This window comes from Pseudomonas sp. RL_15y_Pfl2_60, assembly GCF_963970595.1.
Lineage (GTDB): Bacteria > Pseudomonadota > Gammaproteobacteria > Pseudomonadales > Pseudomonadaceae > Aquipseudomonas.
Genome location: NZ_CAXAOE010000004.1, coordinates 517,587 through 530,727, shown reverse-complemented (window position 1 = coordinate 530,727; position 13,141 = coordinate 517,587). Strand labels below are relative to the sequence as shown.

At 54.8% G+C, this 13,141-nt stretch carries 12 protein-coding genes and 3 tRNA genes; 4 read left to right on the top strand and 11 right to left on the bottom strand.

Annotated elements, in window-relative coordinates:
* Positions 1–4 precede the first annotated feature (4 nt).
* The 3 genes from AACY26_RS14160 to AACY26_RS14150 all read left to right on the top strand — a co-directional run bounded on the left by AACY26_RS14160 (position 5) and on the right by AACY26_RS14150 (position 3,625).
* On the top strand, positions 5–1,189 hold the full coding sequence (locus AACY26_RS14160; protein ID WP_339515077.1) for a zonular occludens toxin domain-containing protein: 1,185 nt from the start codon (positions 5–7) through the stop codon (positions 1,187–1,189).
* Positions 1,190–1,328: 139 nt separating this feature from the next.
* Positions 1,329–2,612, top strand: coding sequence for a hypothetical protein (locus tag AACY26_RS14155; protein WP_339515075.1), 1,284 nt, complete (start codon positions 1,329–1,331; stop codon positions 2,610–2,612).
* Positions 2,609–3,625 (top strand): phage integrase, encoded by a 1,017-nt coding sequence (locus AACY26_RS14150; protein WP_339515073.1) that lies wholly within the window; start codon positions 2,609–2,611, stop codon positions 3,623–3,625. The genes AACY26_RS14155 and AACY26_RS14150 overlap by 4 nt, the downstream gene beginning before the upstream one ends.
* Here AACY26_RS14150 and AACY26_RS14145 read toward each other — a convergent pair.
* Together AACY26_RS14145 and AACY26_RS14140 are read right to left on the bottom strand one after the other, a co-directional pair.
* Positions 3,555–4,229: a DUF6988 family protein gene (locus tag AACY26_RS14145; RefSeq protein ID WP_339515071.1), complete on the bottom strand. Its 675-nt coding sequence runs from the start codon at positions 4,227–4,229 to the stop codon at positions 3,555–3,557. The genes AACY26_RS14150 and AACY26_RS14145 overlap by 71 nt on opposite strands.
* Before the next feature lie 95 nt (positions 4,230–4,324).
* Positions 4,325–4,401 (bottom strand) — tRNA-Met (locus AACY26_RS14140).
* Between the two features lie 356 nt (positions 4,402–4,757).
* On the opposite strand from AACY26_RS14140, the gene AACY26_RS14135 reads away from it, so the two are divergent.
* Positions 4,758–5,945, top strand: a complete 1,188-nt coding sequence (locus AACY26_RS14135; protein WP_339515069.1) for a CynX/NimT family MFS transporter — start codon at positions 4,758–4,760, stop codon at positions 5,943–5,945.
* Positions 5,946–6,027: 82 nt separating this feature from the next.
* On the opposite strand, the gene ychF is transcribed toward AACY26_RS14135, so the two are convergent.
* The 9 genes from ychF to AACY26_RS14090 all read right to left on the bottom strand — a co-directional run bounded on the left by ychF (position 6,028) and on the right by AACY26_RS14090 (position 13,032).
* Positions 6,028–7,128 carry a redox-regulated ATPase YchF gene (gene ychF, locus AACY26_RS14130; RefSeq protein WP_339515065.1) on the bottom strand — a complete coding sequence of 367 codons (1,101 nt, stop codon included), beginning with the start codon at positions 7,126–7,128 and terminating at the stop codon, positions 6,028–6,030.
* 36 nt (positions 7,129–7,164) lie between these two features.
* Entirely contained in the window at positions 7,165–7,749 is a 585-nt protein-coding gene (gene pth, locus AACY26_RS14125; protein ID WP_339515063.1) for an aminoacyl-tRNA hydrolase, read from the bottom strand.
* A gap of 68 nt (positions 7,750–7,817) precedes the next feature.
* Positions 7,818–8,471, bottom strand: coding sequence for a 50S ribosomal protein L25/general stress protein Ctc (locus tag AACY26_RS14120; protein WP_339515061.1), 654 nt, complete (start codon positions 8,469–8,471; stop codon positions 7,818–7,820).
* 118 nt (positions 8,472–8,589) lie between these two features.
* Entirely contained in the window at positions 8,590–9,531 is a 942-nt protein-coding gene (locus tag AACY26_RS14115) for a ribose-phosphate pyrophosphokinase (RefSeq protein WP_087515887.1), read from the bottom strand.
* A 46-nt stretch (positions 9,532–9,577) separates the two neighbouring features.
* Positions 9,578–9,652 (bottom strand) — tRNA-Gln (locus tag AACY26_RS14110).
* A 62-nt stretch (positions 9,653–9,714) separates the two neighbouring features.
* Positions 9,715–9,789 (bottom strand) — tRNA-Gln (locus AACY26_RS14105).
* A 26-nt stretch (positions 9,790–9,815) separates the two neighbouring features.
* Entirely contained in the window at positions 9,816–10,688 is an 873-nt protein-coding gene (ispE, locus tag AACY26_RS14100) for a 4-(cytidine 5'-diphospho)-2-C-methyl-D-erythritol kinase (protein WP_339515059.1), read from the bottom strand.
* A complete protein-coding gene (lolB, locus tag AACY26_RS14095) occupies positions 10,688–11,305 on the bottom strand; it encodes a lipoprotein insertase outer membrane protein LolB (protein ID WP_339515057.1) in 618 nt (205 codons plus the stop codon). Before lolB ends, ispE begins: the two co-directional genes overlap by 1 nt.
* Positions 11,305–13,032 carry a tetratricopeptide repeat protein gene (locus tag AACY26_RS14090; protein WP_339515055.1) on the bottom strand — a complete coding sequence of 576 codons (1,728 nt, stop codon included), beginning with the start codon at positions 13,030–13,032 and terminating at the stop codon, positions 11,305–11,307. Before AACY26_RS14090 ends, lolB begins: the two co-directional genes overlap by 1 nt.
* Positions 13,033–13,141 lie beyond the last annotated feature (109 nt).

Below are 13,141 nucleotides of genomic sequence, written 5' to 3'. Positions count from 1 at the left end.
CTCCATGCTCTATATACGCACGGGGAAACCCGGCCACGGTAAGACGCTCAACACCATCCGCGAAATAGACCAGAAAGCCTTGGCCGAAGGTCGGGTCGTTTACTACCACAACATCAACGGCCTTAAGCCTGAGTTGTTGCAAGCGCAGTGGTATGAATTCGAAGACCCTGAGAAATGGTTTGAACTGCCGCAAGATGCCATTGTTGTGGTTGACGAGGCCCAAGGCTGGTTCGGTTCGCGTGATCCTCGCCAGCGCCCGCCCGAGTTCATCACGCGCTTTGAAACCATGCGCCACCAAGGTCACGAAGTGCACCTGGTTACTCAAGATCCGCGCTACCTGGATGTGCACTTGCGTCGCCTGTGCAATGGTCATGTGCATTACTGGCGAGTCTTCAAATCTCAACAGCTGATCCGCTTCGAGTCTGAGGTGGTGATCGAGAAAGTCGAAGTCAAAAGCAGCTTCAAGGACGCCGACAAGAAAACCGTCCGACTCGATAAAAAGTATTTCAGCACCTACACCAGCACCAACGCAAAGCACCATTTCCAGGCCAAGCTGCCTACCAAGTTTATCTTGGCTATCTTGGTGATCATCGTTGCCGGTGTGCTGACTTACCGATTTTACGAGCGATACCAGCAAGGCAAGGATGGCGGGGCACAGTCCACGCAAGGCGCGGCTAGCAATGACAGTGTTGTCGACAAGGTTACGGCCAGCGTTGGGTCATTTATCGGTTCATCACCTGGTAACGCCGATACGCCTAGGAAAGAATCGCCTCAGCACTACGCACAACGCCGTATACCTCGCATTGAGGGCATACCGTCATCAGCCCCTATCTACGATGAACTCACTCAGCCCGTGAGTTACCCGCGCCTGTATTGCTTGTCCAGCACCGATCCCGACACCTACGCCCGGTCGTTCTCAAAGATGCCTAGCGCGGTGGTGAACGGTAAACCGACCGTATGCCAGTGCTACACCCAGCAAGGTACAAGGGTTTCGACCGAGTTCAGCCTTTGCAAACAGATTGTTGATAACGGCTATTTCGATCCGTCGATACCTGATCGAGACAATCAACAACAGGTGCTGCAGGCGCAAGACCGACCAAACCCTAATCGTGCTCCAGGTTTCGACCAGGGCAAGCCGAGTACGAACATCACCGTTGTAGGCAGTGAAAAGGGCCGTTTCCTGTGGTGAGTGTCAGGGGCGAGGCTCGCGCCGGTTTTGCACGCAGAGCGAGTCCCGAGCCTGCGCGCAAACCGCGCGCTGACGCCCCTGTAACACGTCATATAAACAGAACTGAATAACCACACTAAACCAGATAGTTGGGTAGAAAATGGCTAAGGCAAAAGACTTCAATCGGATTGATCCAGAAACAGGCTTGGAAAGCACAACAAGCCGTTTATTTGTTGATCCCGGCCAGATGGGTTTCATCGATCTGTCAGACGTTCGTCTGCTTCGCTGTGGTGTTGACACTGTTCGCCAGCTTTACCAGGGCATGGTCAGACCTGAAATCATGGCGTTGTTTGAAGTACCAGGAACAATTGTCGACTTTGCAGGGCAACGCTGGCACTCGGGACGGGTAGGGCGTGACTCTGGTTATCAGTACAAGCTGCAAAACGCTGACCTTGGCCTGATTCTGTTGGTTAAGAACTTCAACAAGAAGCTGGACGTGATTGGCCCACACCTGAAAATCGAAGTCTCGCCCCATGCAATCGACAATTTGTCGCCGGAACGCCTGCAGGCACGCATGGACTACTACGCACACCAGTTGTTGAGTCATGTTGAGGTCAACCAATGCGCGGTTCACCTCGCACTAGAGCTGCAGGGCTGGACGCCTCCACTTGATCTGGTCGCGCAAATGCACTGCAAGGCGCGTATGCACCGTGACATTAGCGGGATCAATGAAATTAAGTGGGCTACTAAGTCGAGTGTGTACGGTCGGGGTGAAACCTCTATGTTCGGCTCAGCTAACGGTGTGCAGCTCTGTATTTACAACAAGACCGAGCAAGCCCGAGCCACTGACAAGCTCGACTATTGGGAAAGCGTGTGGAAGCGTCGTGACAGCTTTGACGATGTAGACCCAGACAACTACAACCCCGACCAGGACGTATGGCGCATCGAGCTGCGTTACCACCATTCAATCATTCAGCAATTCGCCAGCGGTTCGGTAGACCTGCAAACCGCTGCATTCATTGAAACGCGCACCTTTGCTGACTTCTCCGCGCACTTAGATGGTCTGTGGCGCTATGGGTTGGGTCAATTCAAGCTGCTAGCACGTCCTGGGTACTTCCAGCCGATCTGGACGTTAATCCGCGAAGACGTGCGGGTTGATCTGCCAGTTGATTCCCTGCTCGATGAAACCGAGTACAAGCGCTATTACAAGACCTCTCGGGGCTTCTCGGGCAAGAACGTCGAGCTATTCCTGGGAAACTTCGTAAGCCTGCTGGCAAGGGAGCGAGTGGGCGCAGCAAAAGCATTTGATCGGTTGAAAGATTGGGAGTGCTGGCCGGTTATTCGTGACCACTATGCGGCTAAGGAAATGAGCGAGCGTGACATTTACAAGCACATCAAAGCCTTGCTTGAAGAGCGTAGCGTTAGATGGGGGAGGGCTGTATGACTGCTCGCAAAGATGGCAAAACATGGACGGCTGATTTCTATGAGAATGGTCGCTCTGGACGTCGCATACGCAAAAAAGGCTTTGCAACCAAGTCTGCAGCTCAGCGCTATGAGTCTGACTTTTTTGCGACCTATAACGAAACAGGTAGACCGCTTGATGATCGTTTATCCGACTTGGTAAACATTTGGCATTCCCTGCATGGCTGCTCACTGAAAGATCAAAAAGCTAGGCTGTCTCGCACGCTTGCCGTTGTTGAGCGCTTGGGCAATCCGCGTGTTTCTGACTTCGATGCCTTGCGCTGGGCCAGATACCGGCAATTGCGCCTTCAAGACGTGTCGCCGCATACGGTCAACCATGAACAACGCTATCTCTCTGCCGTCTTTGCTGAGCTGATCCGTTTAGGCGCTTGGACGGGTATCAATCCGTTAGCCAACATTCGCCAGATTAAAACCGATCAAACCGAGCTCTCATTTCTGACGCTCGATCAGGTTTCTCAGCTACTGAATGAGTGCACCAGGTCAAAGAACAATCACGCTTACCCGGTTGCTCTGATCTGTTTGGCTACTGGCGCTCGATGGGATGAAGCTGAAAGTCTGACCCGTGCGGCGATCTTCGGAGGAAAGGCGCATTTTCATCGCACTAAAAACCGCCAGTCGCGCTCTGTACCGATACCTAAAGAGGTCGAAGCCGAAGCACTCAAGGTGGCCATGCCGGGTAACGGTCGTTTGTTTATGTCCTGCAGGGCTGCTTTTCGCAGTGCCTATGAGCGGTGCGGCTTTCAGACCCCGGGTCAGTTAACCCATATTCTGCGCCACACCTTCGCCAGCCATTACATGATGGGGGGAGGGGATATTCTCAGTTTGCAGCGAATCCTGGGGCATTCATCAATCACCATGACCATGCGCTATGCACATCTTTCGCCTGATCATCTTGAGTCTGCGCTTAGGTTTTCACCTCTGGCTCAGGCGAGTTATTTGGCCAAATCAGGGGGGGTAGGCAATCGGCAAATTTAGGCTGCATTTTTCTTATTACTACAGCCGCATTCTTGTCTGTATTTATGATCGCTAGGGTCATTGCAGTCATTGTGCTTATTGCGTTTGAGTGCTTCATGTTCTTGATCGTTACGATCTCAGGCGTGCCGATTTGTTGTAATTTGAACGGCATTATTCCCGCGTGTACAAACGAATTCATTTCGGACATTAGCCCTACTTGAAGATCTTTAATCATTTCGTTTGCAGAGGGCGGAAAACCTTCAGCTCGACTTAGCGCTTTTATCATTTCACTAACGCTAGGTAGTTTGTTTGCTACTTTTAATGCTTCGACTGAAAGCTCTCCGGTCAGCTTGCTGAGTGCAGTGTCACTAGCGACGTACAGCACCCATAGTGCTCTAATCAGTGACTCAAACTGAAGCCTCAGCAGGCTAGCAGCTGATATGTTGTTGCCAACGTGAGATAGCATTAGAAGGCTAAACCCGTGCTGCATAGAAATGGTACATAGCGTTTCGCAGGCTACACATCGATCGTCATCGTAGAACGATTCTGAGGCTAGGGTTTGCCCGAAGTAGTCAAAGAGCTCGGTTGATCTTTTGAATAGCTGCTCAATTGCTTTAGTCGTCACAGCCTGACTCCTTGGATGTGGACACGCTGTAGTCACTTTGTAGTCACTCGCGCACACAAAAAAGGGCTTACCTTTCGGTAAACCCTTGTTTTGTTTGGTGGCTACGCAGGGACTTGAACCCCGGACCCCAGCATTATGAATGCTATGCTCTAACCAGCTGAGCTACGTAGCCGAGTGGCGCGCATTATTCTAGCCTGAGGGCTTTGTGTCAAGCATGTTTTGATAAAATTATTGCGATTGATCAAGTGCTTACGCGCAATGCGTGCACTTGCCTAGTTTAGATCGTCACTGTGCCAAGCTAATCTTTAATTACCTGTCTACCCCGTCAACTTTGTCGGGCGAGCGTGGCACAATGTCCGGGTCTTGAATTGCCCTTCTTTGAGCTTCGGCTTTGTCTTTTTCGCTGCGGCGTACCTATGGTCCACCGCGGTTGAGTGTCTGGTTGTTTCGCCCAAGGGCGGGTTTTGTGTGGAGTGTGCGTCTGTGCAGCGTGTTCAACGGTTTGCCAGCACTGCTGGAGTAATTTGAATGGGGATTAGGTTTTGGGGCTGGCTGGTGCTGGTTGCTTTGGGGCTTAACCTGCGGCCAATTCTCACCTCAATCAGTCCCTTGCTGGACGATATTCGGCTAAGTACATCGCTAAGCTTCCAAGGAGCGGCTCTGTTGACCACCTTGCCTGTGGTTTGTATTGGCTTGGTGGCGCTGTGTGGCTCATGGATTGAGGCGCGACTGGGCGAGGGCAGGGGGATTGCCCTGGGTTTGCTGTGTATTTTCCTGGCTTGTCTTGCGCGGGGCTTTATCGCCGACGGCAATGTGTTGCTGGCTACAGCCTTGCTGGGCGGCGTGGGTGTAGCGCTGATCCAAGTGTTGGTGCCCGGCATGATTAAGCGTCAGTTCATTGGCTGTGTGGCGTTGGCGATGGGGGTTTATTCGGCGTCCTTGATGAGTGGCGGTGGGCTGGCGGCCTTGCTGAGCCCGCATATGGCCCATGCATTCGGTCACTGGCAGGCAGGGTTGTGGATTTGGTTGATCCCTGCGCTGCTTGCCGCTTTGCTGTGGTTCAGGATGCCGTGGCACAGGCCTCATTCTTTGGCGCAAAGGCTTTCATTCAAGACATTTGTTGGCAACCGTCGCGCATGGTTGCTGGCCATTTATTTTGGATTCTGTAATTGGGGCTTCATGACCATGGTTGCATGGTTGCCAGCCTATTATCAGCAGCTTGGCTGGAGCCAGCAGGCGAGTGGTGCGCTGTTGGCGTGGATGACTATATTCCAGGTGCTCGCGGCTCTGTCGATGCCGGTGCTGGCCCATCGCATGAAGGATCGACGACCTTTGCTCGGTATCAGCCTGGGTGCGCAAGTGATTGGTTATGCGGGGCTGTTGTGGGCGCCATTGGCTGCATCAGCAGTCTGGGTCGGGTTGATCGGTTTTGGCTTAGGTGCCTGCTTTGTGTTGTGCCTGTTGCTGAGCCTCGACCATTTGCATGAGCCACGCGCGGCAGGACAGTTGGTGGCTTTTGTGCAGGGGTTTGGTTTTCTGATCAACGCCATTTCGCCGTCAATGGGCGGCTGGCTGCGTGAGTTGAGCGGAACCTTCTACAGCACCTGGCTGGTGATGTTGGTTAGCTTGATCCTGATGCTGTTGCTGACCTTGCGCTTTAGCCCCGCCAGTTACGTGAGGATTAATCAGCCTGGCCCGCTTGCAAGAGCTGAGTGAGCGATGCGAAGGCAATAAAAAGCCCCCGGCTCACAAGGTGAGTGGCGGGGGCTTGGATTGGCAGTCTGGGCCGCCAGTGGTGTTAAACGTTAAAGCGGAAGTGCATCACGTCGCCGTCTTTAACGATGTATTCCTTGCCTTCAAGGCGCCATTTGCCAGCTTCTTTGGCGCCGGCTTCACCCTTGTATTGGATGAAGTCGTTGTAGGCGATGACTTCGGCGCGGATAAAGCCTTTTTCAAAGTCGGTGTGGATGGCTGCAGCGGACTGCGGAGCCGTGGCGCCGACGCGAACTGTCCAGGCACGTACTTCTTTCACGCCAGCGGTGAAGTAGGTTTGCAGGTTCAGCAGTTCGTAGCCTGCGCGAATTACGCGGTTAAGGCCTGGCTCGTCAAAGCCGAGGGATTCAAGGAACATGTCCTTTTCTTCGCCGTCGTCGAGTTCGGCAATTTCAGCTTCGATCTTGTTGCAAACTGGAACCACGATGGCGCCTTCGGCGTCTGCAATGCCGCGGACGATGTCGAGCAAAGGGTTGTTCTCGAAGCCGTCTTCGGCAACGTTGGCAATGTACATTACTGGCTTGCTGGTCAGCAGGTGGAAGCCGCGTACCAGTTGCTTCTCGTCATCAGCCAGGTCTTTGAGCAGCGTGCGGGCTGGCTTACCTTCGGTGAAGTGTGGAATCAGTTTTTCCAGCAGGGCTTTCTGTGCGACAGCATCTTTGTCGCCGCCCTTGGCGTTGCGCGTGGTTTTCTGTAGTTGCTTCTCGCAGCTGTCGAGGTCGGCGAAGATCAACTCAAGGTCGATAATCTCGATGTCACGCTTTGGATCAACGCTGTTCGATACGTGGATGACGTTGTCGTCTTCGAAGCAGCGAACGACGTGGGCGATGGCATGGGTTTCACGAATGTTGGCCAGAAACTTGTTGCCCAGGCCTTCACCTTTCGAGGCGCCAGCTACCAAGCCTGCGATGTCGACGAATTCCATGGTGGTTGGAATCACACGCTCGGGCTTGACGATCTCGGCCAAGGCGTCCAGGCGAGGGTCCGGCATTGGAACGATGCCTGTGTTCGGCTCGATGGTGCAGAAAGGGAAGTTCTCCGCAGCGATACCGGATTTGGTCAGGGCGTTGAACAAGGTGGACTTGCCGACGTTCGGCAGGCCGACGATGCCGCAATTGAATCCCATGGTGTTTTCCTCGCGCAGATGATTTCTAGAGTTAGGTTAGGCTTTTTGGCTGTGTAGCTTCTGCATCGCTTTGTTCCACTCTCCGGCGAGGATCTCTGGGAGTACGCCGAGTACAAAGTCGATGCTGGTATCGAGTAGCTCTTGTTCGCTGCGCGGGGCGCGTCCTAGAACGTAATTAGACACCATGCTGCTATGCCCTGGATGGCCAATGCCAAGCCGCAAGCGGTAAAAATTATTTTGGTTGCCCAGCTGCGCGATGATATCGCGTAAGCCGTTATGCCCGCCGTGCCCGCCACCCTGTTTGAGTTTGGCGACGCCAGGCGGCATATCAAGTTCGTCGTGAGCCACCAGAATCGCTTCGGCAGGGATGCGAAAGAAGTTCGCCAGCGCTGCCACGGACTGACCGCTGCGATTCATGAAGGTGGTGGGGATCAATAGACGAACGTCGCGGCCTTGATGGCTAAATTTGCCAGTCAGGCCAAAATACTTGCGATCAACACTTAGGTTGATGCGTTGACTGTCTGCCAGTCGTTCAACGAAAAGGGCCCCGGCATTATGCCGAGTCTGGTCGTATTCAGGGCCTGGGTTACCAAGGCCAACGATCAGTTGTACGGCAGTCATACTGGAGCCCTTTATCGAAAACAGCTCAAGCGCACAAGCACCTGAGCTGTTGATCTGCGTAGCGGGTGTTACTCAGCTTCTGGAGCGTCAGCTTCTGGAGCTTCTGGAGCTTCCGGCGCGTCAACTTCAAGATCTTCAGCCTTGGTAACGCGAGGCATGTGGGCGTTAGCCACGGCCAGGTCGCTATCGTGAGCCAGAGCAACCAGTTCAACGCCTTTTGGCAGAACCAGGTCAGACAAGTGCAGAGTCTGGCCGACTTCGATCTTAGCCATGTCGACTTCGATGAACTCAGGCAGGTTGCGTGGCAGAACGCTGATTTCAACTTCAGTAGCGGTGTGAGAGATCTCGCCGCCTTGCGTCTTGACTGCAACTGCTTTGTCTTCGTTGATGAAGTGCAGTGGAACCTGAGTAGTCAGTTTCTGGCCAGCAACAACACGGATGAAGTCAGCGTGCAGTACGAAACCTTTCGAAGGGTGACGTTGCAGTGCTTTGATCAGGACGTTTTCTTTGGCGCCGTCGATGGACAGCGACAGGATGTGGCTGAACGAAGCTTCGTTTTCCAGCAGCTTGGCGAAGTCTTTAGCAATCAGGCTGATGGATTGTGGAGCCTTTTCGCCACCGTAAACTACGGCTGGAACCAGGCTGGCGTTACGACGCAGGCGGCGGCTCGCACCTTTCCCCAGGTCTGAACGCGCTTGTGCGTCGATGTTAAAATCACTCATTTCATTTCTCCAAAATAACCTTTCCACCCGTTACGCTTGCGACCAGCGACAGGGTGGTTAGGTAAAAAAGCCCCGCATTAAGGCGGGGCGCATTTCGCTCAGGGCACAAGGTTCCGAATTAACGGAACATTGCGCTGATCGATTCTTCGTTGCTGATGCGGCGAACCGCTTCGGCGACAATCGGGCCAATATCGAGCTGGCGAATACGCGAGCACGATTGTGCGGCAGCAGACAGCGGGATGGTGTTAGTCACCACCAGTTCGTCCAGTACCGAATTTTCAAGGTTCTCGATAGCGCGACCCGACAGCACAGCGTGGGTGGCGTAAGCAAATACCTTGGCAGCGCCGTGTTCTTTCAGGGCTTTGGCACCGTGGCACAAGGTGCCTGCGGTATCGACCATGTCGTCAACCAGAATACAGGTGCGGCCTTCCACGTCGCCGATGATGTGCATCACCTCGGAGTGGTTGGCTTTCTCGCGGCGCTTGTCGATGATCGCCAGATCAACACCCAGAGACTTGGCTACAGCACGCGCACGCACTACACCGCCAATGTCCGGGGAGACGATCATCAGATTTTCGAAGCGTTGATCTTCAATATCATCCACCAGAACCGGGGAGCCGTAGATGTTATCTACCGGGATATCGAAGAAACCTTGAATCTGGTCAGCGTGCAGGTCGACAGTGAGAACACGGTCAATGCCTACAACGGTGAGCATGTCAGCCACGACTTTAGCGCTGATTGCAACGCGGGCGGAACGCGGACGGCGATCCTGGCGTGCATAGCCAAAGTAGGGGATAACAGCAGTGATTCGGGTTGCTGATGAGCGGCGGAAGGCATCGGCCATCACTACCAGTTCCATCAGGTTATCGTTTGTTGGCGCGCACGTCGGCTGAATCAGGAAGACGTCTTTACCACGAACGTTTTCGTTGATTTCAATGCTGATTTCGCCGTCGGAGAATTTACCGACAGAGGCATCGCCGAGGGGGATGTGCAGCTGGCGTACAATACGCCGCGCCAGATCGGGGTTAGCGTTCCCCGTAAAGACCATCATCTTGGACACGCGCAGTACCTACCGGCTGAGGGTATACCTGGATGAGTATAGAAATTGGCAGGGGCGGCTGGATTCGAACCAACGCATGGCAGGATCAAAACCTGCTGCCTTACCGCTTGGCGACGCCCCTGTATCGTATTTCATTGCTGATGCTTGTAGCTCTCCAGACATTAAAGCCCAATAAGGCGTTAATGGCAGGGGCGGCTGGATTCGAACCAACGCATGGCAGGATCAAAACCTGCTGCCTTACCGCTTGGCGACGCCCCTATCTGGTGTTGCTTGCTACTTTACATCTACTTCCTGTCCAACTCCTGAAGCGCTCGGTGCAACATCGAGATGTTACGGCCTTGTGCAACAAAACTTGGCAAAGTGGCTGGAAGTTGGCGGGCGACTTTATCAGCATCGACCTCATTTGGGAAGCTCCCAAATACACAAGCTCCAGTGCCAGTTAATCTTGCGGGAACAAATTTGTTCAACAAGATCAGAGCGTTACGTACTTCTGGATAACGCTTTTCTACAACTGGCTGGCAATCATTTCGACCGCCCCCCTCAAGAAGGCTGCGAACTTTAATGGGCGGCGTATCGCGTGTCAACTCGGCGTCAGAGAAAATTTCTACTGTGGGTACAAGTACTTGCGGTATTGCCACGAGAAACCAGGGCTCTGGAAGCTCGATTGGCGTCAATTTTTCACCCACGCCTTCAGCAAAGGCAGCGTGCCCGCGAACGAACACCGGCACGTCTGCACCCAGCGTCAGGCCTATGTTTGCCAGTTCGTCGAGGCTGCAGTTGAGTCGCCACAAGTGGTTGAGGCCGAGGAGGGTGGTGGCTGCATCGGAGCTGCCACCACCGATACCGCCGCCCATCGGCAATTGTTTGTCTAGCCAGATATCGGCGCCCTGGGCGCAACCGGCATGCTTCTGCAACATGCGGGCGGCCCGGACGATGAGGTTGTTGTCATGGGTGACGCCGGCAATTTCAGTATGCAGATGGATTTCGCCATCGGCGCGCGGCGCAAAACTCAGCTCGTCACCGAAATCGAGAAACTGAAACAGGGTTTGCAGTTCGTGGTAGCCATCGGCGCGGCGGCCAAGGATGTGCAGCATCAGGTTGAGTTTGGCCGGCGCAGGCAGGGTCAGGCGTTCGCTGCTGTGGTGTTGCCCGGGCATTATTGGCCCAACTGGCGAGGTTGCCAGTCCTTGACCACTATGGTGACCTGCAGGTCCTGGCCATGCAGCTTGATGCGTTCTGGCAGCCAATAGCCGTTTTGCTCAACGTAGCTGAGGTATTCGACTTGCCAGCCATCTTGCGTCAGTCGCGACAAGTGGCTTTCGGTGTCGAGGGTGACGTTGCTCTTGGTGTCGGGAGCGGGGAGGCCACGGACCCACCAGAGCAGGTGCGAGACTGGCAGGTTCATGCGCAACTGTTGTTGCAGCAGGGCTTCGGGGGACTCGGCTTTGTAGCGGCCTTTGTTGGCAACCTCAAGCAGCACTTCGCCCGGACGACCGGTCAAGCGCGCCGCGCCGCCACCCAGCGGGCCGGACAGGCGAATATCGAAGTAGTCCTGGCGCTGTAGCCAGAACAAGGTCGCGCTGCCCGAGTCTTTGGGGGCGCGGATGCCGATTTTTCCGCTGATTTGCCAGGCGTCCAGCGCGCTCAACTGTTCTTTGTGAGCTTGCCAGGCGGCCTGATTTCCCTGGCCTTCAACTGATTCGTGGGAGATCAAGCCGGCGCAGCCGGTCAGCAGCGCAAATAGGCTGCAGGCAATAAGGTAGCGCAAACGCATTAGGGTTTCTCTGCTCCTGTCAGGCGCTTGATGGTGCTGCGCAAGACTTCACTGTCGGGTTGCTTTTCCAGGGCGCTTGCCCAGACTTCACGGGCTTCGCTTTGTTTGCCCTGGACCCAAAGGACTTCACCCAGGTGGGCGGCGACCTCATGGTCGGGAAAGTCTTCGAGTGCTTTACGCAGGAAGCGTTCTGCTTCGTCAAGCTTGCCCAGGCGATAGTTGACCCAGCCTTTGCTGTCGAGAATTGCCGGGTCATTCGGGCTCAAGCGATAGGCTTTTTCGATTAGCTCGTCGGCTTCCTGGTAACGGGTGGTGCGATCGGCCAGGGTATAACCCAAGGCATTAAGCGCCATGGTGTTTTCTGGGTCACGCTCAAGAATAAAGCGCAGGTCGGTTTCCAGTTGACCGAGTTCATCACGGTCTTCGGCGAGCATGGCGCGGGTGTAGAGCAGGTTGAGGTCGTCCGGGAACTGCTCAAGCCCTTGCTGGATCAGTTGCCAGGCCTGCTCTTTGCGTTGCTTGCCGGCCAGTGCTTCGGCCTCTATCAGGTACAGCTGGATGGCGTAGTCAGGCTCTGCGCCACGGGCTTTGTCAAGTTTGGCCGAGGCCTCACTGATGCGGTCACTGGCGAACAGTATCTCGGTCTGGCGCGCCTGGGCGGGCAGGTAGTCATTGCCTGGGCCGACCAGGCCGTACTCGATCAGGGCGCTGTCTGGCTCATCAAGTTCTTCATAGGCGCGGGCCAGGTTGTAGTGTGCTGCATCAACATGGCTGCCGCGTTCTATAAGCTCCTGAAGGTAAACGATAGCTTCTTGCCATGCCTGGGCCTCCAGGCAGACCAGGGCCAGCGAGAAACGCAAATCGTCGTCTTCCGGGAACTGTTGTACCAGCGATGAAAACTCGCCCTTGGCGTCTTCCATGCGGCCTTGCTCAACCAGTGTGCGGGCATAGGTCAGGCGCAAGCGTTTATCGTCGGGGTGCTTGCTGATGCCGTCTTCAAGCAGAGGCAGCGCTTCATCGCCACGCTGCAAGCTGGTTAGCAAGCGGGCTTGCAGCAATAGTGGCGCGACATCATCGGTTTTGGCTGGATGGCTTTCGAGTAGCTCAAGGGCTTCTTCAGAGCGACCATCTTCCTGCATCAGCAGGGCTTTGCCAAAAATCAGCTGGCCATTCTCGGGGTACTTAGCCAGCAGCCGGTCAAAGCTTTGCAGCAATCCTGCGCGCGAATCCGGGTCGGTTTCAGCGGCAGACAGGGCCAGAAAGTCGAAGTGTGTGTCGCCTTGGCGTTGCAGAACTTTCTCCATGTATGACATGGATTCGTCATAACGTCCGGCGCGCGCCAGTTGCACGGCCGCTGCCCGCTGCGCATCGATGGCGTCGGGAGCGTTTTTCGCCCAGATCAATGCGGTGTCCAAGGCGGCCTGGTCTGCGCCCAGGTACTCGGCAATGCGAAAGCCGCGCTCGGCAACTCCGGCATCCTGCGTCGCATTGGCTTGCTGCACGTAGTTGCCCAGTGCAATGTCAAAGCGGTTGCGTTGGCCAGCCATTTCTGCGGTCAGCAGCGCCAGCAAGGTTTCCTTGCTGAATGAGCTGTAAACCTCGGGCTTGGCAGCTTGCTCGGTTGCGGTCACGTCCTCGACCGGTGGCGAGCCATCAGTCGAGGTATTAAAGGTTTGGCAGCCACCCAAAAAAGCCATGGCTGTCAGTAGTGCTAAGGATCTATTCATAGAAGACGAGACGGCTAACCTGCGGTCGGAGCATCATGACACAAGCCATTGGGCAAGCCCATGGGGCAATTGGTTAAGGCAATTCAACGAGGCCTTTATTGCATGATGC

Coding starts and splice junctions, on each gene's coding strand:
- AACY26_RS14150 (WP_339515073.1), top strand. CDS start 2,609: ATGACTGCTCGCAAAGATGGCAAAACATGGACGGCTGATTTCTATGAG.
- AACY26_RS14155 (WP_339515075.1), top strand. CDS start 1,329: ATGGCTAAGGCAAAAGACTTCAATCGGATTGATCCAGAAACAGGCTTG.
- AACY26_RS14090 (WP_339515055.1), bottom strand. CDS start 13,032: ATGAATAGATCCTTAGCACTACTGACAGCCATGGCTTTTTTGGGTGGC.
- AACY26_RS14160 (WP_339515077.1), top strand. CDS start 5: ATGCTCTATATACGCACGGGGAAACCCGGCCACGGTAAGACGCTCAAC.
- ispE (WP_339515059.1), bottom strand. CDS start 10,688: ATGCCCGGGCAACACCACAGCAGCGAACGCCTGACCCTGCCTGCGCCG.
- pth (WP_339515063.1), bottom strand. CDS start 7,749: ATGACTGCCGTACAACTGATCGTTGGCCTTGGTAACCCAGGCCCTGAA.
- AACY26_RS14135 (WP_339515069.1), top strand. CDS start 4,758: ATGGGGATTAGGTTTTGGGGCTGGCTGGTGCTGGTTGCTTTGGGGCTT.
- lolB (WP_339515057.1), bottom strand. CDS start 11,305: ATGCGTTTGCGCTACCTTATTGCCTGCAGCCTATTTGCGCTGCTGACC.
- ychF (WP_339515065.1), bottom strand. CDS start 7,128: ATGGGATTCAATTGCGGCATCGTCGGCCTGCCGAACGTCGGCAAGTCC.
- AACY26_RS14120 (WP_339515061.1), bottom strand. CDS start 8,471: ATGAGTGATTTTAACATCGACGCACAAGCGCGTTCAGACCTGGGGAAA.